The organism is Variovorax ureilyticus (assembly GCF_050632185.1).
GTDB classification, from domain to species: Bacteria; Pseudomonadota; Gammaproteobacteria; order Burkholderiales; family Burkholderiaceae_C; genus Variovorax; species Variovorax ureilyticus_A.
Window position 1 is genome coordinate 597,740 of record NZ_CP192579.1, and the last position, 21,591, is coordinate 619,330.

The window sequence follows — 21,591 nt, forward strand, 5'->3', positions numbered from 1 at the left end:
GAGCTCAGGCGAGTTGTTGTTCAGGAGACAGCAGCGTCTGCGACAGCTGCAAAGACGCGAGCGCCGCTTGCAGATCGGCCTCGAAGGCTTCGACGCCGGCACCGATGAGGTTCAGCGGAATGCCCATCGCCCAGCCCGCGGCGACCGCCGCGAGCAGGCTTTCGAGGCTGACGCCGGCATGCGTTGCGCGCCAGATCGTCAGGCGGCCGAGGCCGGGCAGGAAGGATTCGCTGGAACCGTTGGCTAGCACCACGCGGTCCTGACGGACCAGTACGGCTTTGCCGCCGTCGGCTTGATGCCCGGCCAGTGCTTCGGCCTGCGGGTCGGTCGAATAGAGGATCACGTCGCCGTCGCACAGCGGCGCGAGGCCGGCCACGCGCGGGTCCGCCGCATTCAGCACGGCGGTACCTTCGGGCAGCACTACGTCGACCTGCGTGCGCAGCACCTTGACCATCTGGTCGCTCTCGGTGATGTCGAATTCGGAGAGGGCTTCGGAGCCTTCGAGGTCCGTGACGATGCCGACTTCGCAGCGGTCGTAGGCCAGGCCATCGCGCAGGATGGTGTCGGCCCCGTTCTCGATGACGACCGCCTGCACCGCACGGTTGACCAGCAGGCGATGGCCGGCTTCCCAGTTGGCGCTGTTGCGCGCGTCGACGCGGCGGCGCTCGAGGAAAAGGCCGTCGCGGCAGGCCAGCCCGGTATGGCGGCCGCCGAGGCCGATCAGCCACGCGACCAGCCGCGCCAGCACCGCGGTGTCGCGCGAGCCGGCGACGCCGACGACCGGGATGCGGCCCGGGGCGTCGTCCGGAAAGAGGTGATCGCAGATCGCGCGGCCCACCGGGCGCGGCGAGCCGACGGCCGGCTTCAGGTGCATCAGCAGGCCGGGGCCGGCGTTGACTTCGACGATGGCGCCGCCCTGCACCGCGAGCGGCTTGGAGATGTCCTGCGCCACCAGATCGATGCCGGCGATGTCGAGGCCCACCACGCGCGCGGCCAGCACTGCGGCATGCGCCACTTCGGGGTGGACCTGGTCGGTGCAGTCGATCGACATGTTGCCGTTGCGCTGGATCGTGACGACACGCCCGGCCGCAGGCACCGACGTGCCGTCGAGGTCCTGGCGCTTGAGCTCGAGCTGCAGCTTGGCGTCGGTCTCGAGAACGATGACGTCCAGCGGGTATTCCTCTTCCGCGCCGCGGCGGGGGTCGCTGTTGAGCTGGCTGTCGATCAGTTCGGCGACGGTGGCGCGGCCGTCGCCGGTCACGGTGATGATTTCGCCGCGTGCGGCCGCAACCACCTGGCCGCCGACCACCAGCAGGCGATGCTCGGCGCCACGGATGAAGCGCTCGACCATCACGTCGCTGCCCTCGGGCTCGGCGACCGCGAAGGCGGCCATGACCTCCTCGCGCGTGTTCAGTTCCAACGAAACGCCGCGGCCGTGGTTGGCGTCGGAGGGCTTGACCGCCACCGGCAGGCCGATGTCCTCGGCCGCTTCCCAGGCTTCCTCGGCGTTGGCGACGACCTGGCCCTCGGGCACCGGCACGCCGCAGCTGGCAAGCAGGGACTTGGTCAGTTCCTTGTCGCTCGCGATCGATTCCCCGATGGCGCTGGTGTAGTCGGTCTCGGCGGTCCAGATGCGCTGCTGGTTCGCGCCGTAGCCGAGCTGCACGAGGTTGCCGTCGTTCAGGCGCATGTGCGGAATGCCGCGGTCGGTGGCGGCGCCGACGATGCAGGCGGTGCTCGGACCGAGGTAGCAGTCCTCGACCTTGGCCTTGACCGCGTCGACCGCCTTCTGCACGTCCGCCGCGCCGAAGGGGTCGTTGTTGATCGCCGCCATCAGCAGCTTGTGGCCTTCGGCCAGCGCGACCCGGGCGACCTGCTCGTCACGCGCGCGGAAAACCATGCGGTAGACGCCATGTTCCGACGTGCTCCGGGTTTGCCCGAAGCCGGTGGGCATGCCGGCGAGGTTCAAGAGCTCGATCACCACGTGCTCCAGCACGTGGCCGGCCCAGGTGCCTTCGGTCAGGCGCTGGATGAAGCCGCCGCGCTCGCCGACGCCGCAGTGGTGCTCGATCAGTGCCGGCAGCAGGGCCGTGAGCCGGTCGGTGAAGCCCGGGATCGTGTTGGACGGATGGTCCTCCAGCCGGCCGAGATCGAGCCAGACTTCCAGCACGGGTCGGTAGGTCCAGAGGTTCGGGCCGCGCAAATAGTTGATGCGCAGCAGTCGGATGTCGTCGAAACGGGTCATGAAAACGTTCGATGTGCTTTGGCCGAGCACGGCGGCGCCCTCAGGCGCACCCATGGCGATCGGTCAGAATCGGCGCCCTCGGAAACAGGTTCTGGGCGCCATGAAGGGTCCGGCAGCGGGCCGGAGATATAGAAACACAATGCAACATCACGATCCAGTCGGCACCCCGGGGGGCGAATCTGAGGAGGCTTCAGCGGCGCTGGAGAGCCGGCTCATACCGGCGGAAAACGTTCTGGCGACTCTGCCGGTTGACCTTGACGAGGAACTTCGGTTTGCCTCCGGCCTGCTCGCCCTGACCGACCGGCGCCTGCTGGTGCGCAACCCGGGGGCCTGGTTCGAGTGGGCGCTCCCTGCGCCGGGACTGGAATTGCAGCTTTCCGACCATGCCGGCATCGGCACGCTGGACCTGCTGGACGACAAGGGCCGGCTGGCGCGGTGGCGCTACACCCTGGCGCACCAGGCCGCGGCGCTGAAGGTGCAGAAGCTGTTCGAGCAGCACGCCGAGCGTGTCGCGCAAGTGACACTGCCGGGCGCCGACGCGGACGAGGCGGGCGAAACCGAACGCCAGACGCCGCCCTCGACCTGGGTGCTGCTGCGGCTCGGCCGCTTCGCCAAGCCCTATCGCCGGCAGTTGATCACCGGTTTCTTGCTGACGCTGGCCTCGACCGCCGCGACGCTGGTCCCGCCTTACCTGACCATCCCGCTGATGGACGACATCCTGATCCCGTTCCAGAACGGGCAGCAGATCGCGGTCCACAAGGTGGTGCTGTTCCTCTCCGCGCTGCTGGCGGCCGCGCTGGTCGGCTGGGCACTGGGGTGGGCGCGCACTTACCTGCTGGCGCTGGTGTCCGAACGCATCGGCGCCGACCTGCGCACCACCACTTACGAACATTTGCTGACGTTGCCGCTGGATTACTTCGGCGGCAAGCGCACCGGCGACCTGATGGCGCGCATCGGCTCGGAGACCGACCGCATCAACGTCTTCCTGTCGCTGCATGCGCTCGACTTCCTCACCGACGTGCTGATGATCGCGATGACCGCGGTGATCCTGTTCTCGATCAACCCGCTGCTGGCGGTCGTCACGCTGGTGCCGCTGCCTTTCATCGCCTGGATGATCCACGTAGTGCGCGACAAGCTGCGCACCGGCTTCGAGAAGATCGACCGGGTGTGGAGCGAGGTCACCAACGTGCTCGCCGACACCATTCCCGGCATCCGCGTCGTGAAGGCTTTTGCGCAGGAGCAGCGCGAATCCAACCGCTTCCGTGCGGCCAATGCCTATAACCTGCAGGTCAACGACAAGCTCAACAAGACCTGGTCGCTGTTCACGCCGAGCGTGTCGCTGCTCACCGAAATCGGCCTGCTGGTGGTCTGGGCCTTCGGCATCTGGCAGGTGGCGCGCGGCAGCATCACGGTCGGTGTGCTCACGGCGTTCATCGCGTACATCGGGCGCTTCTACACGCGGCTGGATTCGATGAGCCGCATCGTCTCGGTCACGCAGAAGGCGGCAGCGGGCGCCAAACGGATCTTCGACATCCTCGACCATGTGAGCAACGTGCCCGAGCCCGCGAACCCGGTGCAGGTCGATCGCGTGCAGGGCCGCATCGAGATGTCGGATGTCGGCTTCCGCTACGGCAGCCGCGCGGTGATCCGCGACCTCGATCTCGTGATCGAGCCGGGCGAGATGATCGGCCTGGTCGGCCACAGCGGCTCGGGCAAGAGCACGCTGGTCAACCTGATCTGCCGCTTCTACGACGTGACCGATGGCGCGATCAAGGTCGACGGCACCGACATCCGCCGCTTCGCGGTGGCCGACTACCGCCGGCACGTGGGGCTGGTGCTGCAGGAGCCCTTCCTGTTCTTCGGCACCATCGCCCAGAACATCGCCTACGGCAAGCCCGATGCCACGCGCGAGGAGATCGTGGCTGCCGCACGCGCAGCGCACGCGCACGACTTCATCCTGCGCCTGCCGCATGGCTACGACTCGCTGGTCGGCGAGCGCGGCCAGGGCCTCTCGGGCGGTGAGCGGCAGCGCATCAGCATTGCGCGCGCGCTCCTGATCGATCCGCGCATCCTCATCCTCGACGAGGCCACTTCGGCGGTCGATACCGAGACCGAGAAGGAAATCCAGAAGGCCCTCGACAACCTCGTGCAAGGCCGCACCACGATCGCGATCGCGCACCGGCTTTCCACGCTGCGCAAGGCCGACCGCCTCGTGGTGATGGACCGCGGCGAGATCGTCGAAGTGGGCCCGCACGACGCGCTCATGGAAAAGCAGGGCGCCTATTGGCGGCTCTATCAGGCGCAACTTCGGCAGGCCGACGAAGAGAGCGCAGGCGCCGTGGCCGAACACGGTGCAGTGGCCGCCGCGCTCGGCGCGCACGCAGCCCATCCGGCGGGGGACGCATGAACGACTTTCAACTCGAACGCGATGCCTTCGGGCGGCTCGTGCTGACGGATGCCGAGGGCGTGCGTCACGCGGGCGTCGTGCCCGTGCGCGCGTTTCCGCTCACGGCGCCGGATCACGGGATCTCGCTGGTGGGAACCGACGGGCGCGAGCTCGTGTGGATCGACCGGATCGCCGACCTGCCCGCAGCGATGCGCGAATTGCTCGACCAGGAGCTCGTGGCGCGCGACTTCGCGCCGACGCTGCAGAAGCTGCACAAGGTTTCGAGCTTCGGCGTGCCGAGCACCTGGAGCGTGAGCACCGATCGCGGCGAGACCCGCTTCGTGCTCAAGGCCGAGGAAGACATCCGCCGGCTCGAAGGTGGCGCGCTGCTGATCGCGAGCGCGCATGGGCTGCAATTCCGCATTCCGGACGTCAAGGCGCTGGACCGCCACTCGCGCAAGCTGCTCGAGCGGTTCCTGTAACAAGCGCTTGTGGTCGATGGTGCCAAACTCGCGCCCTTTCAGGGAACGCGAAGATCACCATGCACACCACCGCACTCGTCCTCTTCTCCGGCGGGCAGGACTCCACCACCTGCCCGGCCGCAGCGCTCGACCAATACCAGCGCGTCGAAACGGTCGGCTTCGACTACGGCCAGCGCCATCGCATCGAGCTGGAGGCGCGCGGCAAGGTGCTCGCGCATCTGCGCGAGCACTTTCCGCGCTGGGACGCGCGGCTGGGCGAGGACCACATGCTCACGATCGATGTGCTCGGGCAGATCAGCGCATCGTCGCTGACGCAGGACATCGCGTTCGAGATGCAGGCCAACGGCTTGCCGAACACCTTCGTGCCGGGGCGCAACCTGCTGTTTCTCACGCTCGCCGGTGCGCTGGCGTACCGGCGCGGCATCGACGTGATCGTGACCGGGGTGTGCGAGACCGACTTCTCCGGCTACCCCGACTGCCGCGACGACACCATGAAGGCGATGCAGCTGGCGCTTTCGCTCGGCATGGACCGGCGGTTCCTGATCGAGACGCCGCTCATGTGGATCGACAAGGCCGCGACCTGGGGGCTGGCGCATCGCATCGGCGGCAACGCGCTGGTCGATCTCATCGTCGAGGACACGCACACCTGCTACCTCGGCGACCGCGCCCAGCGCCACGGCTGGGGCTACGGCTGCGGCAACTGCCCGGCCTGCGAGCTTCGCGCCCGCGGCTGGGAACGCTACATCGCCTCGACCCTGTAGCGGGCCGCGGCGCCGTTCGATTCGGGCACCAGCGTCCAGCGCCTGTCGTGGAAGGCGCCGACCGAGGCGCGGTGCGCGATCGACACCATCGCACCGCCGGCGGCCTTCACGCCGGCCGTGAGCCGCTTGTAGAGCGTTTCTTCCGTCTCGACGTCGAGCGCACTCGTGGCCTCGTCGGCGAACAGCCACGCCGGCTTGCGCAGCATCACGCGCGCGATCGCGAGACGCTGCTGTTCGCCGCCGGAAAGCTTCTGGCTCCAGGCATCGCTGTCGTCGAGGCGGCCGGCGAAGTCGGGCAGCATCGCGTCGTTCAAGGCCTGCACGAGTTGCTCGTCGCTGTAGTCGCCCGCCGGCTGCGGATAGGCCAGCGCGTCGCGCAGCCGGCCGTTGGGCACGTACGGCCGCTGCGGGATGAACATCGCATTCGCCGGGATCGACACGCGCCCGTGCGCAAAGGGCCAGATGCCCGCGAAGGCGCGGAACAGCGTGGACTTGCCGCTGCCCGAGGGGCCCTGCAGCATCACGCTGTCACCGGGCTGCACCGAGAGCGCGGCGCCCTGGATCAGCGGTTCGCCGTCGGGCAGCGCGACGCTCACATCGGCCGCGCGGAGGCCCTGGCCGCTGGGCGCGGGCGTGCGTTCGAGCGGGCTGGCCGCACCGGCATGCGCGCGCATCGCGGCCTCGAAGGTGGTCAGACGATCGGCGGTGGCACGCCACACGGCCACGCGGTCGTAGTTGTCGACGAACCAGCTCAGCGAATCCTGCACGCGGCCGAACGCCGAGTTGACCTGCATGAGCTGGCCGAGCTGGATCGCACCGCTGAAGAAGCGCGGCGCCTGCACGATGAAGGCGAAGATCACCGAGGCCTGCCCGAACGAGGCGGTGAAAGCCACGAGGTTCTTCTGCTTGTTGATGAGCTGCAGGTAGTTCTTGAGCACCGCACCGAAGCGCAGCTTGAGCTGGCCGTGCTCCACTTGCGCGCCGCGATCGAGCGCGATCGCCTCGCTGTATTCGCGCACGCGCATCAGGTGATGCCGGAAGTCGGCCTCGAAGCGCTGCTGCTGGAAGTTCAGGCCGATCAGCGGGCGGCCGATGTAGTGGGTGATGATCGTGCCCGCCGTGCAATACAGGGCCGCGATCCAGACCATCGAGCCCGGCACCGTGTAGGTGCTGCCGAACAGCGTGAGGCTCGTGGTGCCGCTCTCGATCCAGAGAATGCCGATGAAGCTCACCAGCGTGACGACCGCGTTGAGCAGGCCCATCGACAGCGTCATCGTGTAGTCGGTGAACATCTGCATGTCCTCCTGGATGCGCTGGTCGGGGTTGTCGGGCGACTCGCCGGTCTGCCGGCCGTAGCGCGCGAGTTCGAGCCGGTAGAAGGTGTTGTCGGCCATCCAGCGCCCGAGGTAGTTGCGCGTCATCCATGCGCGCCAGCGCAGCTGCAGCAACTGGGTCAGGTAGAACTTGAGGATCGCGATCACGATGTAGCCGGCGGCGATCCAGCAGAAGAAGACGATCTCGCGCCAGAACACCGCCTGGTCCTTGTTCTGCAGGGCGTCGTAGAAGCGCGCGTACCACTGGTTGTTGAGCACCAGCATGTAGACCACGCCGAGATTGAGGGCGACGATCGCGGCGAGGAGGCCACGCGCCTTCCATTTCTCTTCCGAGCGGGAAGTACGGCGCAGCGAGCGCGCCGATGCGGCGCAGCGTGGTGAGGAGGTTGTGGGAGACGGCAGGATCTGTCATGGCGTGAGCATGGGGCCCGCCCGGGCGGGCGCGTTGCGCCGATCGTAGCGCCGGGCCGCCCGTCTTTCTTAGGTCAGGCTGAATCGTGGAGTCGGCGGGTCAGCCCGTGTGCGGGTGCCTTGCGCTCTCGTACAGCGTGCGCGCGAGGTCGCGATGCCGTGCCAGAAGCGGCGCGAGCTCGACGTCCTCGAAGCGGCCGTCGCGAATGCGCACGCGCCCGTTGATCACGCTCAGCGCGACCGCGCCCGGCTGGCAGAACACCAGGGCCGCGACCGGATCGTGACCCGCACCGGCGTGCGCGACGCCGTTCATGTCGAAAGCCACGATGTCGGCCGACATCCCCGGCACGAGCGCACCGATGTCGTCGCGGCCCAGCACGCGCGCGCCGCCGAGCGTCGCGATCTCCAGCGCCTCGCGCGCCGTCATTGCAGAAGGCCCGAAGCCCACGCGCTGCAGCAGCATGGCCTGCCGTGCTTCGCCGAGCATGTGCGCGCCGTCGTTCGAGGCGCTCCCGTCCACCCCCAGCCCCACCGGCACGCCGGCACGGCGCATCGCACCGATCGGCGCGATGCCCGAGGCGAGCCGCATGTTGGAGCAGGGGCAGTGCGCGACGCCCGTCCCCGTGCGGCCGAAGAGCGCGATGCCGGCCTCGTCGAGCTTCACGCAGTGCGCGTGCCAGACGTCATGGCCGACCCAGCCGAGGTCTTCGGCATATTCGGCCGGTGTCATGCCGAACTTCTCGCGCGAGTAGGCGATGTCGTTGTCGTTTTCGGCCAGGTGGGTGTGCAACGACACGCCGCGTTCGCGCGCCAGCTCGGCCGACAGGCGCATCAGGTCACGCGACACCGAGAAGGGCGAACACGGCGCGAGCACGATACGGCGCATCGCGTGCCGCGACGGATCGTGCCAGCGGCCGATGAGCCGTTCGCTGTCGCGCAGGATCGCGTCCTCGGTCTCGACCACTTCATCGGGCGGCAGCCCGCCGAGGCTCTTGCCCACGCTCATGCTCCCGCGCGACGCATGGAAGCGCATGCCCATCGCCTCGGCCGCCTCGATCGAGTCGTCGAGCCGCGCGCCGTTCGGGAAGAGGTAGAGGTGATCGCTCGTGGTGGTGCATCCGGAGAGCATCAGCTCGGCCATCGCGGTCCGTGTCGACACGCGGATCATTTCAGGCGTGATGCGCGCCCACAGCAGGTAGAGGTTGCCGAGCCAGTCGAAAAGCTCGGCATCCTGCGCTTCCGGCACCGCCCGCGTCAGGCTCTGGTACATGTGGTGATGCGTGTTGACGAGGCCGGGCATCACCACGTGCCCGCGCATGTCGAACGCATCGGCGCGGTTGTCTCGCGCGGCATCGGCATAGACGGCCGGCAGCTCGGACGTGGCGCCCACCCACGCGATGGCCGGGCCCTCGGCGACCACCGCGCCATCCGCGATCTCGCGCCGGCCGGCGTCCACGGTGACGAGCACGTCGGCATGGCGAAGGATCAGAGGGCGATGGGCGGCGGTCATGTCATTCGCTTCCTTGAGAGCTGCGTGCCGCGGTGCGATCAACGCTCGTTGCTGATGCCGCTCGCGACATGGCCCGCCGGCACGTGCCGCGCGGCCGCGTCGACGTGGCCGGTCTGGTCGTCGAAGAAGAAGTCGGGTTCGAACTCACGCAGGAACTCGCCCTTGGGCAACCCGGCGAGGAACATCGCCTCGTCGACCTTGATGTTCCATTTCATGAGGGTGCGGATGGCGCGCTTGTGCGCCGGGGCTCCACGCGCGGTGACCAGTGCGGTGCGGATGCGCATGCGCGATGTGCCCGATTGCTGCAGCCGGTGCAGCGCCACGAGAAAGGGCTTGAAGGGGCCTTCGGACAGCGGCTCGTCGGCCTTGCTCGATTCATGCTGCTGGAAGGCCGCGAGGCCGTCGCGCTGGAACACGCGCTCGGCCTCGTCGCTGAAGAGCACCGCATCGCCGTCGAACGCGATGCGCAACTCGTCAGGGTAGTGGTCGGTGGCGCGCACCGCCTCGACCATCACGTGCGCGGCCGGAAAGCCGGCGGCCAGTGCCTCGCGCACGTCGTGCGGGTTGGCGGACAGGAAGATGTCGGCGTTGAGCGGTCGCAGGTAGCCGAAGGGCGCCCGCCCTTGCGTGAAGACGCCGCGTTGCAGCTGCATCTCGGCCGCCGCGCCCGATTGGAAGATGCGCATGCCGGAGACCGGGTCGTTGCGCGAGAGGATCACGACTTCCACCCGCTGCACGCCGTCTTCGTTGAAGCGCAGCAGCTTGCGCACCATCGCGTGCGCAATGCCCGGCCGCGCGGGCACGTCCAGCCGTTCGAGTTGCAGGCGCATGTAGCCCTCGTGATCGCCCGATTCGAAGATGCTGTTCTCTTCTTCGAGATCGAACAGCGCGCGCGATGAGATCGCGACCACGAGCTTGTCTTCAAGAGTGACCGGCATACGCTACTTGACGAACTGGTTGAGCTGGATGATCGGCATCAGCACCGCCAGCACGATCAGCATCACGACCCCGCCCATCGCCACGATCAGCAATGGCTCGAGGATCGTCGCCAGATGCATCGCGCGGCGCTGCACTTCGGCGCCGAGCTGGTTGGCCGCGCGCTGAAGCATCAGCGGCAGCGTGCCGGTCTGTTCGCCGAGCCGCGCGAACATCGAGACGATGCCCGGGAAGCGCTTCTTCTGCGCCAGCGCGGATGCGAGCGGCGCGCCTTCGCGCACCAGCACCAGCGCGTCGAGCGCATCGGCGCGCATGGCGCGGTTGCCCAGCGTCTCGGAGGCTGCCTGCAGTGCGCGCAGGATGGGTACCCCGGCCGTGGCCAGCATCGCGAGCGTGCTTGCGAAGCGCGCCGCGTTGTAGCCGCGCGAGAGCTTGCCGACCAGCGGCAGGTTGAGCCAGGCCGCGTCGAACTTCTCGCGCAACGCGGCACGCGACAGCGCGACCCGCCCGCCGACGGCCGCGAGGATGATCGCGCCAAGCATCAACCACCCGTAGTTGCGCACGAAGTCGCTGATCGCGAGCATGCCGACGGTGAGGATCGGCAGGGCGCGCTTGGTGCCCGCGAACACGTTCGCCACCTGCGGCACCACGTAGCTCACGAGGAAGACGACGATCACGATCGCGACCACGGTCACGATCGCCGGGTACAGCGCCGCGCCGACCAGCTTCTGCTGCAGCGCCTGCCGCTGCTCCAGGTCGTCCGCCAGGCGTTCAAGCACCAGGCCGAGATTGCCGCTCTGCTCGCCGGCGCCGATCACGGCGGTGTAGATCGGGGAGAACTCGCGCGGATGCTGCGAGAGCGCGCGTCCGAAGGGCGAGCCGGCGTTGACTTCGGCACGCAGCGAGGCAACGAGGTCGCGCTGCGGCTCGTTCTCCGCCTCGTCGGTGAGCGCGGTCAGCGCGCGTTCGAGCGGCAGGCCTGACGAGACCAGTCCGGCGAGCTGGCGCGTCCAGACGGCCAGCGTGGTCGAGTTGAAGACGCGGCCGCCGCCGATCACGCGCTTCCAGCCGCCAGCGGCCGGTGCGCCGCTTTCGGCGCTGCCGACCACCGTCACCTCGAGCGGGATCAGCGATTGGGCACGCAACATGCCGCGCGCGCTGCGGGCGGTGTCGGCTTCGAGTACGCCCTTTCGGGGCTGTCCCTGTTGGTCTATGGCTTCGAAGGAATAGGCAGGCATGGGGGACGGGTTGCAGAATGCGCGAGCCCGCATTGTCGGGGCAATGCCAATCGGAGGAGTTCATCATGCCGATCCGCCATGTCGCCGTCGTTGCAACCCTGCTCGGCGCCCTTGCGATTCCCGCCTGGGCGCAGCCCACCTTCAGCGGTTACCTGTGCTGCAACCTGCGCACCGACGGAAGTTGGGCCAGCGACAGCAACTATGCCGAAAGTGGTAAGCGCATCATTCCCGTCGGCACGCCGGTGAAGGTCACCGGCTACGGCCGCTACCGGGTGCATGTCGAAATCAATGGCGGCAGGCAGGACATCGGCAACGACTACAGCCGCGACATCGACCTCGGCGGTTTCGCCCAGCGCTGGGTGGTGCAGGAAGACCCGGCCGCCAAGATCGCGAGCTTCCCGCCGAAGATCCAGGCCGCCATCAAGGAAGCGCGCGTGACCAAGGGCATGACGCGGGAACAGGTCGCGATGGCGGTCGGCTGGCCGATCAGCAGCGAGAACCCGAAGCTCGACGCCGAGATGTGGCGCATGTGGATCAGCAGCTTTGCCGAATACCAGGTCATCTTCGACAAGGCCGGCAAGGTCCGCGAGATCGTGACCGATCCGCAGACCAAGAACCCGGTGGTGATGGACTAACCCCCAGCCTCGCCCACTTCGTGTGGCTCTGCACCCCTTGCAGGGGGCGCCGCCCTGCGGCCCGGCGAAGCCGGTTCCGCGGCGGCTCCCGACTTACTCGCGGGTCACTCTCAATAGCTCGGCGCGGGAGGTGATGCCGGCCTTGACCAGCCGTTCGCCGTCCTCGCGCATCGAGCGCAGGCCGCCGCGTTCGGCCGCCACGAAGATCTGGCTTTCGGGCGCGCGGTTGTGGATCAGCGATCGCACCGTGTCATCGGCCACGAGCAGCTCGAAGACGCCGGTGCGGCCCTGGTAGCCGGTCTGGCCGCAGGCGTCGCATCCGACCGGCACCGCTTCGCCGCCGCCCGGCCCTGGCGCCGAGCACACGGGGCACAGCTTTCGCACCAGCCGCTGTGCGAGCACGCCGAGGAGGGATGAACTCAGCAGGAAAGGCTCGACGCCCATGTCGGTCAGCCGGGTGACCGCGCTGACGGAGTCGTTGGTGTGCAGGGTCGCGAACACGAGGTGGCCGGTGAGCGAGGCCTGGATCGCGATCTGCGCGGTCTCGAAGTCACGGATCTCGCCGATCATGATCACGTCCGGATCCTGCCGCAGGATCGCGCGCAGGGCCTTGGCGAAAGTCAGGTCGATCTTCGCGTTGACCTGCGTCTGGCCGACGCCGGGCAGCTCGTATTCGATCGGGTCTTCCACCGTCATGATGTTGCTGCTGCTCGCATCGAGCTGGCCGAGCGCCGCGTAGAGCGTCGTGGTCTTGCCCGAGCCGGTCGGCCCGGTCACGAGGATGATGCCGTGCGGCTGTCCGATCAGCTGCTCGAAGCGCGCGCGCGTGTCGCCCAGCATGCCGACCGATTCGAGTGTGAGCTTGTTCTCGGACTTGTCGAGCAGACGCAGCACCGCGCGCTCGCCGTGCGCCGAAGGCAGCGTCGAGACGCGCACGTCCACCGCCCGCGTGCCGATGCGCAGGCTGATGCGACCATCCTGCGGCAGGCGTTTCTCGGAGATGTCGAGGTCGGCCATGATCTTCAGCCGCGAGATCAGCGCCGCATGCAGCGCGCGATTGGGCTGCACCACTTCGCGCAGCGTGCCGTCGATGCGGAAGCGCACCGATGAGGTCCGCTCGTAGGGCTCGATGTGGATGTCGCTCGCGCCGTCACGCGCCGCCTGCGTGAGCAGCGCGTTGAGCATGCGGATGATCGGTGCGTCGCCGGCGGATTCGAGCAGGTCCTCGACCGCGGGCAGCTCCTGCATCATGCGCGAGAGGTCGGCGTCGCTCTGCACCTCGCTGACCACCGCGGCGGCGTTGGATTCGCCCTGCGCATAAGCCGCGCTGATGCGCTTGGCGAGTTGCTCGGGCGCGAGCGGCTCGAAGGTCTTGACCTGGAACTTGCGCAGCACCTCGCCGAGCGCGCTGCGCGGCGGCACCTTCGGCATCCACAACGTCAGGTTGCCGTCGTCCGTTTCTTCGAGCAGCAACTGCTGGCTGCGCGCGAAAGCGTAGGGAAGTGGGTAGCGCATCGGTGCTTTGACTTCGTTACGGCAATTCGCGAGAGCTCGCGGGGTCGGCCGTCGCCGGCAGGGCGCCCCTGAGCGGCGACGGCGCGAGCCGCGTCGACGTCGGCGTGGGCGGTGGAATGAGCACCGTGCCCTCGAAGCCGCCGCTGCCACTGCTGCTGCTGCTGCTGGTCGGGCGAACGGGCGGCGGCGGCAGCACGCCGGACTCGGGCACGTTGTTCAGCATGACGTTGCCGCCTTCGGGCTGCACTTGCTGCTGGGCGCTTTGAATCATCTGGTAGCGATCGTAGGCCAGGCTCTCGGTGGCGGCACCGTCGCGCACCACCACCGGGCGCAGGAACATCATGAGGTTGACCTTCTCGCGCGAGCGGGTCTCGTTCTTGAACAGATTGCCCACGATCGGGATGTCGCCGGCGAGCGGGACCTTCTCCAGGCTGTTGCTGTAGTTGTCCGACAGAAGGCCCCCCAGCATCACGAGCCCGCCGTCTTCGACCAGCACGCTCGACTCGATCGAGCGCTTGTTCGTCGTGGGGCCGTTGACCGCGTTCTCGGTACCCGCCTGCACCGTCGATGTTTCCTGGAAGACGGTCATCTTGATGGTGCCGTTCTCGTTGATCTGGGGGCGCACCCGCAAGGTCAGGCCGACGTCCTTGCGCTCGATGGTCTGGAACGGGTTGACCGAGCCGTTCGAGGCGCCGGTGTTCGTGAACTGGCCGGTGACGAAGGGCACGTTCTGGCCGATCACGATCTTTGCTTCCTCGTTGTCGAGGGTCAGCAGGTTCGGCTTCGAGAGCAGGTTGCCTTCCTTGTTCTGGGCGAGGAAGTTGGCGATCGCGTTGATCACGAAGCCGCTGGAGGTCTGGCGTCCGATGCCGATGTTCATGCCGGTGCCGAGGGTCGTCAGCGCCGACGTGGTGCCGCCCGCGAGCGCCGCGGTCAGCGCGAGGATGTTCGCGCCGGTGAGGCTGGAGTTGGTGCCGATCACGCCGCGGTTGCCGACCGCGGTTTGCCACTGCACGCCGAACTCGGCGGCCCGCGTGGCGCTGACCTCGACGATCAGGGCCTCGATCATGACCTGCGCGCGGCGGCCGTCGAGCTTGTCGATGACGGCGCGCAACTGGCGGTACAGGGGCTCCGCCGCAGTGATGATCAGCGAGTTCGTCGAGGGGTCGGCCTGGATCTGGCCGCCGGTCGATGGCTGGTTCGCGTTGTTCACCGGTGCGGTCGCCTGCATCGAGGCCCCGGAGGCGCCCTGCGCCGCACTGAGTTGCGCCGCCGGCTGGGCGCCCCCGGTGACCGGGGTTACGCTGCTCGCGCCGGCGCTTCGATCGCCGCCCTGCGCGGCGATGGCCGCGCGCAGCGTCGCCGCGAGCTTCACCGCGTCGGCGTTCTTCAGGTAGACCACGTACACATTGCCCGCAGCGCCGTTGCCGTTGTCGGCGGGCGGGCGGTCGAGCTTCTCGACCAATGTGCGGACGAGTTGCGCGCGGGCCGGATTGGCGGCGCGCAGGATCAGCGAATTGCTGCGCGGCTCGGCCAGCAGCGCGGTCCGGAACGACGCGTCGGCGGTGCCTGGAGCGGCGCCCGTGGCGCCGGCCGTGCCCGAGCCGCCTTCGATGAGGCGGGTCACCAGCGGCACCAGGTCCGTCGCGACCGAATGCTTGAGCGGAATCACTTCGATGTCCGATGCATTCGGCAGGTCGAGCGAGGCGATGATGCGGGCCAGCCGGCGCATGTTCTCGGCGTAGTCGGTGATGACCAGCGAGTTGTTGCCGGGGTTCACGTTGATCGTGTTGTTCGGCGCGATCAGGGGACGCAGCACCGGCAGCAGGTTGTTGGCCGACTCGTAGTTGAGCCTGAATATCTGCGTGACGATCTGGTTGCCGCTCACGCTTGACGTGACGGGCGTGGCCGTGGTCACCGTCGTGCTCTGCAGCTTGGCATCGGCCTCGGGCACGATCTTGTAGAGCCCCTCGGACTGCACAACCGCGAAGCCCTGCAGCCGCAGCGCCGCGGCGAACTGGTTGAATGCTGCCTCGGGCAGGATCGCGCGGTCGGTCTGAAGCGTGACGGTGCCCTTCACGCGCGGATCGACCACCACGTCGCGGCCGGTCACGACCGCCATGGTTCGGGCGACCGATTCGATCTCGGCGTTGGTGAAGTTCAGCGTGATCGGTTCGCCGCGGCGCGGAAGATCCTGCGCGTAGGCTGACGGGATGCACGCGGCGATCAACATCTGTGCGGCAAGCGCGATGGTGCCGATGCGCGCACCGTACGAAGTCTCAGGCTTCTTCATGGTCATCCCAGTGTGATGAGCGAGCGTGCGCCTTCGCGCCGCCCGATGATGTTCAACAGATTCGAAAGTGCGTCTTCCCGTCCCGGAGCGGCACTGGCCTCGCCATCGAAGTGCAGCGTGCTGCCGTTCCATCGGCCGCTGCCGCTCAGCTGCAGGCCGCTGCCTTCGCGGGTGGTGAGGAGCAGGGTCGGCGACGGACCGCCTTCGAGGGCCACCCGGTAGCTGCCCATGGGTTTCAGGGTCGAGAGACTGGAGGAAATATCGGTTGCGTCGAGGATCGCGCGGCCGGCCAGCGCGAGTTGAGGGCCGTTCCAGCGCAGGGTGAAGGCCTGCATCGAGACGTCCATTGTGCCGTCGAGCTTGAGCGTGTTCCACGGTGCACCGAAGCCGGTCAGCAGCGCGGCGGGCCAGCGCGACTGGCCGTCGCGCCATGCGAGCTCGAGGCCGCCCGGACGCGGGCGTGCCCGGAATTCGAGCGGCCGGGCGGCGCAGCAGGGAATGTCGAGCGCGGCCGTGAAGCCGTCCCAGCGCGGGCGCAGGGTCCAGCCGAGCGTGCCCGGCAGCGAGATCGCCTCGGCGCCGCCCGCGCCGCTGGAAAACACCAGTCCGGCGGTGCCGGTCCAGACTGTTCCGCGCGCGTTGACGAGTTTCAGATGGCCGTTGCTCCACTGGGACAGCCCGGCCGCCAGCCACCGTGCCGGCGCGAAGAAGGCGAGCGCGAATGCGACCCCGATCAGCCCGCCGAGCACGGCCCAGCGCCAGCCGGAGGCGCCGTCGGAGTTGGGGGGACGTCGCGCGGCCATGGGTCAGCGCGCCGGCAGGCTCATGACGAGGGTGCCGTCCCATCGCGCGCCCGACGGCTCGCCGCCCGTCGATCCGGCCGCGCCCGGCGTGGGCCGCTGTGCCGTCGACCTGCCGCCCTGCTGCGTGTTGTTGCGCGTCAGATGAACCTCGCGAGGCACCGCGCGGGCGTTGCTGCGAACTTGCGCGAACCATTGCGCCAGGGTCTCGGCGGAGGCGCCGCGCACTGCGATGGTCGCGCCTTCGCCGGCGCCCGCGGATTGCAGTTGCCCCGCGCCGTGCAGGTCTTCGCGCACCGAGGCTTCGAGGCTGCGCATGGCGTCGTCGCGGCTCGCGCGGGGTTGCGATTGCAGGGCCTTGGCCTGCGCCTGCAGGTTCGTCATGTTCTGCAACTGCGCGTCGAGCTGCGCGTGTTCGGCGGGGGCCGAAGACAATGTGCGCAGTGCCGGGGCAAGCCCGATCCACCAGAACAAGGCGACCGACACCAGCACGCCGGCAGCGATCACCAGGCGCTGCTCGCGCGCGCCGAGTTCGGGCCACCACGCCTGCCAGCGCGCTTCGAGGGTTTCGGTCCACTTCATCGCGTCGCCTCCGCTTGCACGAGGAGCAGGTCACCCTCGCTGCGCGCGCTGTAGCCGCGCGAGGAAAGCGCCGCGGTCACGTTGGTCAGCTCGGAAGGCTGCAAGCCCAGGCCGCGCAGGCGAAGCTGGCCGGCGCTGAAATCGATGGTCGTCGGAACGCGGCCGCGGGGGAGGCTTGCCGACAGTGCACCCAGCATCGGCTCGAAGTCGCTGGCGGTGACACCGCCGGTTGCCTGCTGCAGCGCCGCGACCTCGCGCGACATCTGGACCGGTGCATCGACCACGAGCTGCACTGCCGGAAAAGTCTGCGTGAGCACGTTGCGCACCGCGCCGCGCTTGGCTTCGAGCGCGCTGCGCTCCTTCCAGGCCGATGCGTTGAGACCGACGAACTGTGCCAGCAGCAGCACCAGCGCGCCCCAGCGTGCTGCGCGCCACCGGCGGCCGCGCCACAGCTCGCGCGAAATCGCCGCCAGCTTCTTGCTCGCGCGGGCGCGTCCCGTCGAGGCGAGATCGAACTGCGCGAGGTCCCAGGGGATTCGCTGGCCTGGAGCCAGCGCTCCGCCGGCTTGACGATCGGCACGCGCTGGCCGAGGACGCTTTCGGTCAGCTCGGAAACCGCGGGCTCGGCCAATGCGCTGGTGTTGGGCGGAAGCGTGCCGGCTAGCGCGAGGCCCGTGCTGTCGAAGGGCAGCGTGGCCACGCCTTCCGGACCGGTGATCACGCAGACCGCCGCATCGGGCTCTCCGATGACGAAGAGCATCGAGGGGCCGTCCGCGGGTGCCGGGGCGAATTCGGGAATGATGCGGGTGACGCGGCGGCCGGCCGCCTCCAGCGCCTGCACGGCGCCGCGCAGCCAGAGCCGGTTGCATGCCGCGACCCAGATCGGGGTGCCGACCTGGGCGCCCGGCTCCAGCGCGAAATGCAGGGATTCGGGATCGTCGAGCAGATGGTCTTCGAGCAGACCATTGAGCACGGAGCGCAGTCGTGCGCCGCCGCTCATGCTGCCCTGCGGCAGGGTGACCTGGTGCCACGAAAGCGCCGCGACCGGCACGCCGAGGACGAGTTCGTCGCTGGGAGGCAACAGAGCCGCGGGCGCGGTCCCCTGGGCACGCAGCTTGCGCCCGTCGCTGGACCAGTCCGCCCAGCCGTATTCGGCGGTCGCCGAACCGGGTGTGAGAGGAATGGTTACAAGCAGCAAGGACATGGACGGAGAAAAAGGGTCGTCATTTTAGGTGCGGGACGACAATTGCCGCTACAAATTTGATAGCGTCCCATACAGAAGCTGCGCGCGTTGCAAATATTCTTGACCCAATCCATGTCAGGGGGATTGAGCCGTCAGGATTTAGGCGGCAGGACCGTGGCGCCGGCGCCACGCTCCCGCCACACGATGCGGACGTCGAGGTTGTCTCTCCGGAGCAGGGTTCGCTCCTCGACCCAGGCGTTGTCGAGCCGCAGGCGGGCCTGCACTTCGAAGTAGCTGGTGGCGATGCTGTACTGGTTGGTGTCGGTGAACTGCGTGGCGCTTTCCTGTACCAGCGCACTGGCATCGGCCGTACTTCGAAAATAGCTTCGGGAGCGGCGTTCGACCAGCCGCTTGGCGCCGGCCATATCAAGCTTCGGAGCACTCGCGTAGATCGCCTCGGCGCTGGCGGTGTTGAGGTTGAGCGGCGTTCGTACCGGAAGCACCGTCACGTACGGCTCCAGCGCCGCTGCGGTCGATGACGACAGGCCGAGCCAGACCAGCTGGTAGGTGTGCTGGGGCATCAGCGGCCCGGTGCCTGGACTGTCGCTCACCGTCGCGGTGCCGGTCGTCGAACCCGTGGAGCTGGTGGAAGTCGATCCGGTCGAGGTCGTCCCCGTCGTCGTTGTCGCGGCGCTGCCCGTTCCCGTGCTGCTCGTGCTCGCGGTCGCAGCCGGCGGCAGTGCCTGCTGCAGATTGCTGACGAGCACATTGACCTCGCCGGCCGGCAAGTCCAGCAGCTGGAACAGCTTGGCGAACGCCTTCACGGCCGAGTCCACCGGCTTGCCGCCCTCGACCAGATTCAGCACGTTGAGCTTGGATTGCGCGTCGATGATCCGGCCTGAGAGAAAGGCTTCCGGAAGGCCTTCGAGCTCGTCGCTGGAGATGTTTTTGTCCGCCGCGAGAAAGCTTGACAGCTTCGCCTCCGCGAGCGGAACGGCCCAGGGCTCGGCGAGGTGGTCGGCGCCGCCGCTGCTCGCGCTTGCGCGCGCGTCTTCGCGCAGGATCAGCCGCGACCAGTCCAGTGCGCCGATCAGCAACCAGCCGGACTGCACGCGCGCCCGTTCGGCGCCCTCGATTTCCGTGGCACGCCACTGCTGCCAGAGCGCGGCCGCCGCGAAGGTCGCGACCAGCGTCACGGTAAGCATGGCGGTCAACAGGGCCGCGCCGCGCTGGGTCCGCTTCATGATTTGGGCACCGTGACGGAAGGACGCACCCAGTCGCGCGTGATCGTGCCTGAAAGCGATGCGCCCGGAGGAATGCCGAGGACCAGCCTGACGCCATCGGGCAGGGGCGTGCTGGTGCCGAGCGCCTCGGCGCTGACCGCCGGGCTCCAGCCGTCGTTGCGGAAGTAGTAGACCTGCCATCCGGCGACCGGCAGCAGGTCGACCTCGGCATCGCCGGCATCGCGGGAGCCGCCTTGCGCCCACGCCGCGGCACGGTCCCATGCCTGCTGCCACTCGGCCTGGGTGGTGAAGCCCGGCGACTGCCAGCGGCGCCACCGCGTGCCCGTGGCAGGGTCCGTTCGCAGCGTCCAGGCCACGACATGAATCCGGGGCACGTCGCCATCGGTGCTGCGTCGGGTCAGGCGCAGCACACGGCCATCCCAGTCGATGGCGCGTATCCGCGACAGCGCCACCGTGGCGTCGAGGTCGGCGCCCCATTGGGTCAGGGTGGTCTGCAGGGTCAGGACCGCATCCCCGCGCTCGCGGTTCTGCGCCTGAGCGCGGGCCATGCCGTCCAGGCCGCGCCAGCTCATGATCGCGAGCAGCGCCATGACCGCGATCGCGACCAGGAGCTCGATGAGCGTGAAGCCGTTCGAGCGGCGCATATCAGTAGCGCCCCACCACGGTCGAAATCTTCAGCACCGGGGCCTGGTCCGCGTCGACGACCTGCACGTCCACGCGCCGGAAGTTGGGGTTCAGCGTGGGGGTGGTCGAGACGGTGACGCCGAATGCCGTATCGGCCTGGACGCAGGTGGAACCGGCATCGCCGACTGCGGGCAACTGCCGTGCGAGGCGGGCTTTGATGAGCTCGTTCTCAGCGCACATCTGGGCCAGCATGACGTCGGATTGGCGCTGCGCATTGCGTGTCAGTGCCATCGTCGCCTGCGTGCCGGCGGCCAGTGCGATCGCGACGATGCCCAGCGCGACCAGCACCTCGATCAGCGTGAAGCCGGCGTGGCGTACGCGCTTCATGGCGTCATCACCGTGAACGGCCGCAGGCCATCGGTGCCGACGATCACGCTGCGGTCGGGCAGCGTCTCGGATGTCAGCAGCACTTGTTGGGACGCGATGATCGGATCGGGCCCGAGCTGAAGCGCTGGCACCGCTACCCGGCCCGCCGTCATCGGCTGCGCCGTGATGCCTTCGGCGAGCCACGTGTTCGGAAGCGTGCCGACGGGCAGCCCGTCGAAGCTGAAATTGCCGGGCCCTTCCGGCGTCGGTCGCCAGCGCACGACGATGCCGCTGGCACGCGACTGCGCACGCGCCGATTCGAGCAGGGCCGCGAGCCTTTCCGCCTCGCGGTCGAGCGCGGCACTGGCCGGAATCGCGCAGCGCGAAGCTCACGCCCGCCGTGGCCACCGCAATGATCGCAATGACGACCAGCAGCTCGAGCAGCGTGAAGCCGCCATGGGCTCGCTGGAAGGGACGGCGGCCGCGCCTACTGCCAGCTGCCGATGTCGGCATTCTTGCCCTCGCCGCCGGGCTGGCCATCGGCGCCGAGCGAAAGCACGTCGACCTCGCCCTTGATGCCCGGGTTCATGTACTGGTAGGGGTGGCCCCAGGGGTCGTTGGGCAACTTGTCGACGTAGGGCTTCCAGTTGGGTGCCGCCGGTCCGGTGGTCGGACGCGCGACCAGCGCCTGCAGGCCTTGCTCCGCCGTCGGATAGCGCTGGTTGTCCAGCCGGTAGAGCTTGAGCGCCTGCATCAGGTTGTTGATGTCGGTCTTCGCCGCAGTCACGCGCGCGTCGTCCGCGCGTTCGATGACATTGGGCACGATCAGTGCGGCCAGCACGCCGATGATGACCAGCACCACCATCAGTTCGATCAGCGTGAAGCCGCGCTGCAGGGTGCGTGAAATGGAGCGGTAGGAAAGGGGCATGGATTTGAATGAGAAACCCGTGAGGGAGGGCGAAGCTCGCCGTGTTCTCTGAATGATAATCCGGGCATATGTCAGTCCCTTACGCACCTGCCCGTTGGCCCGCAGCCACTGCGACGGC

17 protein-coding genes and 3 pseudogenes are annotated in these 21,591 nt (G+C 68.4%); 4 read left to right on the top strand and 16 right to left on the bottom strand.

Annotation, left to right across the window (positions count from 1 at the left end):
- Positions 1–4 precede the first annotated feature (4 nt).
- Positions 5–2,245 carry a cyanophycin synthetase gene (gene cphA / locus ACQ858_RS02815; protein ID WP_431275325.1) on the bottom strand — a complete coding sequence of 747 codons (2,241 nt, stop codon included), beginning with the start codon at positions 2,243–2,245 and terminating at the stop codon, positions 5–7.
- Between the two features lie 139 nt (positions 2,246–2,384).
- Between cphA and ACQ858_RS02820 the strand changes: the two genes are divergently transcribed.
- The 3 genes from ACQ858_RS02820 to queC are packed head-to-tail and all read left to right on the top strand — an operon-like array spanning position 2,385 to position 5,874.
- Positions 2,385–4,652 (top strand): ABC transporter ATP-binding protein, encoded by a 2,268-nt coding sequence (locus tag ACQ858_RS02820; protein WP_431275326.1) that lies wholly within the window; start codon positions 2,385–2,387, stop codon positions 4,650–4,652.
- Positions 4,649–5,113 carry a DUF1854 domain-containing protein gene (locus tag ACQ858_RS02825; protein WP_431275327.1) on the top strand — a complete coding sequence of 155 codons (465 nt, stop codon included), beginning with the start codon at positions 4,649–4,651 and terminating at the stop codon, positions 5,111–5,113. The genes ACQ858_RS02820 and ACQ858_RS02825 overlap by 4 nt, the downstream gene beginning before the upstream one ends.
- Before the next feature lie 59 nt (positions 5,114–5,172).
- On the top strand, positions 5,173–5,874 hold the full coding sequence (gene queC / locus ACQ858_RS02830) for a 7-cyano-7-deazaguanine synthase QueC (RefSeq protein WP_431275328.1): 702 nt from the start codon (positions 5,173–5,175) through the stop codon (positions 5,872–5,874).
- On the opposite strand, the pseudogene ACQ858_RS02835 reads toward queC, so the two are convergent.
- The 4 genes and pseudogenes from ACQ858_RS02835 to gspF form a co-directional block, all read right to left on the bottom strand.
- A pseudogene (locus tag ACQ858_RS02835) lies at positions 5,853–7,620 on the bottom strand (ABC transporter ATP-binding protein/permease). The gene queC and the pseudogene ACQ858_RS02835 overlap by 22 nt on opposite strands.
- Positions 7,621–7,719: 99 nt before the next feature.
- Positions 7,720–9,129 carry an 8-oxoguanine deaminase gene (locus tag ACQ858_RS02840; RefSeq protein ID WP_431275329.1) on the bottom strand — a complete coding sequence of 470 codons (1,410 nt, stop codon included), beginning with the start codon at positions 9,127–9,129 and terminating at the stop codon, positions 7,720–7,722.
- Between the two features lie 38 nt (positions 9,130–9,167).
- Positions 9,168–10,067 carry a 5'-nucleotidase gene (locus ACQ858_RS02845; RefSeq protein ID WP_431275330.1) on the bottom strand — a complete coding sequence of 300 codons (900 nt, stop codon included), beginning with the start codon at positions 10,065–10,067 and terminating at the stop codon, positions 9,168–9,170.
- A 3-nt stretch (positions 10,068–10,070) separates the two neighbouring features.
- A complete protein-coding gene (gene gspF / locus ACQ858_RS02850; RefSeq protein ID WP_431275331.1) occupies positions 10,071–11,303 on the bottom strand; it encodes a type II secretion system inner membrane protein GspF in 1,233 nt (410 codons plus the stop codon).
- A gap of 65 nt (positions 11,304–11,368) precedes the next feature.
- On the opposite strand from gspF, the gene ACQ858_RS02855 reads away from it, so the two are divergent.
- Positions 11,369–11,938, top strand: a complete 570-nt coding sequence (locus ACQ858_RS02855) for a hypothetical protein (RefSeq protein WP_431275332.1) — start codon at positions 11,369–11,371, stop codon at positions 11,936–11,938.
- A gap of 93 nt (positions 11,939–12,031) precedes the next feature.
- Here ACQ858_RS02855 and gspE read toward each other — a convergent pair whose 3' ends face one another.
- The 11 genes and pseudogenes from gspE to gspG all read right to left on the bottom strand — a co-directional run bounded on the left by gspE (position 12,032) and on the right by gspG (position 21,473).
- On the bottom strand, positions 12,032–13,453 hold the full coding sequence (gene gspE / locus ACQ858_RS02860) for a type II secretion system ATPase GspE (RefSeq protein WP_431275333.1): 1,422 nt from the start codon (positions 13,451–13,453) through the stop codon (positions 12,032–12,034).
- A 16-nt stretch (positions 13,454–13,469) separates the two neighbouring features.
- Positions 13,470–15,746, bottom strand: coding sequence for a type II secretion system secretin GspD (gspD, locus tag ACQ858_RS02865; protein ID WP_431275334.1), 2,277 nt, complete (start codon positions 15,744–15,746; stop codon positions 13,470–13,472).
- Between the two features lie 2 nt (positions 15,747–15,748).
- Positions 15,749–16,549 carry a type II secretion system protein N gene (gene gspN / locus ACQ858_RS02870; RefSeq protein WP_431275335.1) on the bottom strand — a complete coding sequence of 267 codons (801 nt, stop codon included), beginning with the start codon at positions 16,547–16,549 and terminating at the stop codon, positions 15,749–15,751.
- Between the two features lie 3 nt (positions 16,550–16,552).
- On the bottom strand, positions 16,553–17,128 hold the full coding sequence (gene gspM / locus ACQ858_RS02875) for a type II secretion system protein GspM (RefSeq protein ID WP_431275336.1): 576 nt from the start codon (positions 17,126–17,128) through the stop codon (positions 16,553–16,555).
- A complete protein-coding gene (locus ACQ858_RS02880; protein WP_431276951.1) occupies positions 17,125–17,535 on the bottom strand; it encodes a hypothetical protein in 411 nt (136 codons plus the stop codon). The genes gspM and ACQ858_RS02880 overlap by 4 nt, the downstream gene beginning before the upstream one ends.
- Positions 17,536–17,627: 92 nt before the next feature.
- Positions 17,628–18,332: pseudogene (gene gspL, locus ACQ858_RS02885) on the bottom strand (type II secretion system protein GspL); the annotation flags it as partial.
- 131 nt (positions 18,333–18,463) lie between these two features.
- Positions 18,464–19,555 (bottom strand): type II secretion system minor pseudopilin GspK, encoded by a 1,092-nt coding sequence (gene gspK / locus ACQ858_RS02890; protein ID WP_431275337.1) that lies wholly within the window; start codon positions 19,553–19,555, stop codon positions 18,464–18,466.
- Entirely contained in the window at positions 19,552–20,199 is a 648-nt protein-coding gene (locus ACQ858_RS02895; RefSeq protein WP_431275338.1) for a PulJ/GspJ family protein, read from the bottom strand. Before ACQ858_RS02895 ends, gspK begins: the two co-directional genes overlap by 4 nt.
- Before the next feature lies 1 nt (position 20,200).
- Complete coding sequence (gspI, locus tag ACQ858_RS02900) at positions 20,201–20,566, bottom strand: type II secretion system minor pseudopilin GspI (RefSeq protein WP_431275339.1); 366 nt, start codon at positions 20,564–20,566, stop codon at positions 20,201–20,203.
- Positions 20,563–21,058 (bottom strand): annotated as a pseudogene (locus ACQ858_RS02905) (pilus assembly FimT family protein). The gene gspI and the pseudogene ACQ858_RS02905 overlap by 4 nt, the downstream one beginning before the upstream one ends.
- Positions 21,033–21,473 carry a type II secretion system major pseudopilin GspG gene (gspG, locus tag ACQ858_RS02910; protein WP_431275340.1) on the bottom strand — a complete coding sequence of 147 codons (441 nt, stop codon included), beginning with the start codon at positions 21,471–21,473 and terminating at the stop codon, positions 21,033–21,035. Before gspG ends, ACQ858_RS02905 begins: the two are co-directional and overlap by 26 nt.
- Between the last annotated feature and the right edge of the window lie 118 nt (positions 21,474–21,591).

Coding starts and splice junctions, on each gene's coding strand:
- gspE (WP_431275333.1), bottom strand. CDS start 13,453: ATGCGCTACCCACTTCCCTACGCTTTCGCGCGCAGCCAGCAGTTGCTG.
- gspD (WP_431275334.1), bottom strand. CDS start 15,746: ATGAAGAAGCCTGAGACTTCGTACGGTGCGCGCATCGGCACCATCGCG.
- gspM (WP_431275336.1), bottom strand. CDS start 17,128: ATGAAGTGGACCGAAACCCTCGAAGCGCGCTGGCAGGCGTGGTGGCCC.
- ACQ858_RS02825 (WP_431275327.1), top strand. CDS start 4,649: ATGAACGACTTTCAACTCGAACGCGATGCCTTCGGGCGGCTCGTGCTG.
- ACQ858_RS02895 (WP_431275338.1), bottom strand. CDS start 20,199: ATGCGCCGCTCGAACGGCTTCACGCTCATCGAGCTCCTGGTCGCGATC.
- ACQ858_RS02840 (WP_431275329.1), bottom strand. CDS start 9,129: ATGACCGCCGCCCATCGCCCTCTGATCCTTCGCCATGCCGACGTGCTC.
- ACQ858_RS02820 (WP_431275326.1), top strand. CDS start 2,385: ATGCAACATCACGATCCAGTCGGCACCCCGGGGGGCGAATCTGAGGAG.
- gspK (WP_431275337.1), bottom strand. CDS start 19,555: ATGAAGCGGACCCAGCGCGGCGCGGCCCTGTTGACCGCCATGCTTACC.
- ACQ858_RS02855 (WP_431275332.1), top strand. CDS start 11,369: ATGCCGATCCGCCATGTCGCCGTCGTTGCAACCCTGCTCGGCGCCCTT.
- cphA (WP_431275325.1), bottom strand. CDS start 2,245: ATGACCCGTTTCGACGACATCCGACTGCTGCGCATCAACTATTTGCGC.
- gspN (WP_431275335.1), bottom strand. CDS start 16,549: ATGGCCGCGCGACGTCCCCCCAACTCCGACGGCGCCTCCGGCTGGCGC.
- queC (WP_431275328.1), top strand. CDS start 5,173: ATGCACACCACCGCACTCGTCCTCTTCTCCGGCGGGCAGGACTCCACC.
- gspG (WP_431275340.1), bottom strand. CDS start 21,473: ATGCCCCTTTCCTACCGCTCCATTTCACGCACCCTGCAGCGCGGCTTC.
- gspI (WP_431275339.1), bottom strand. CDS start 20,566: ATGAAGCGCGTACGCCACGCCGGCTTCACGCTGATCGAGGTGCTGGTC.
- gspF (WP_431275331.1), bottom strand. CDS start 11,303: ATGCCTGCCTATTCCTTCGAAGCCATAGACCAACAGGGACAGCCCCGA.
- ACQ858_RS02845 (WP_431275330.1), bottom strand. CDS start 10,067: ATGCCGGTCACTCTTGAAGACAAGCTCGTGGTCGCGATCTCATCGCGC.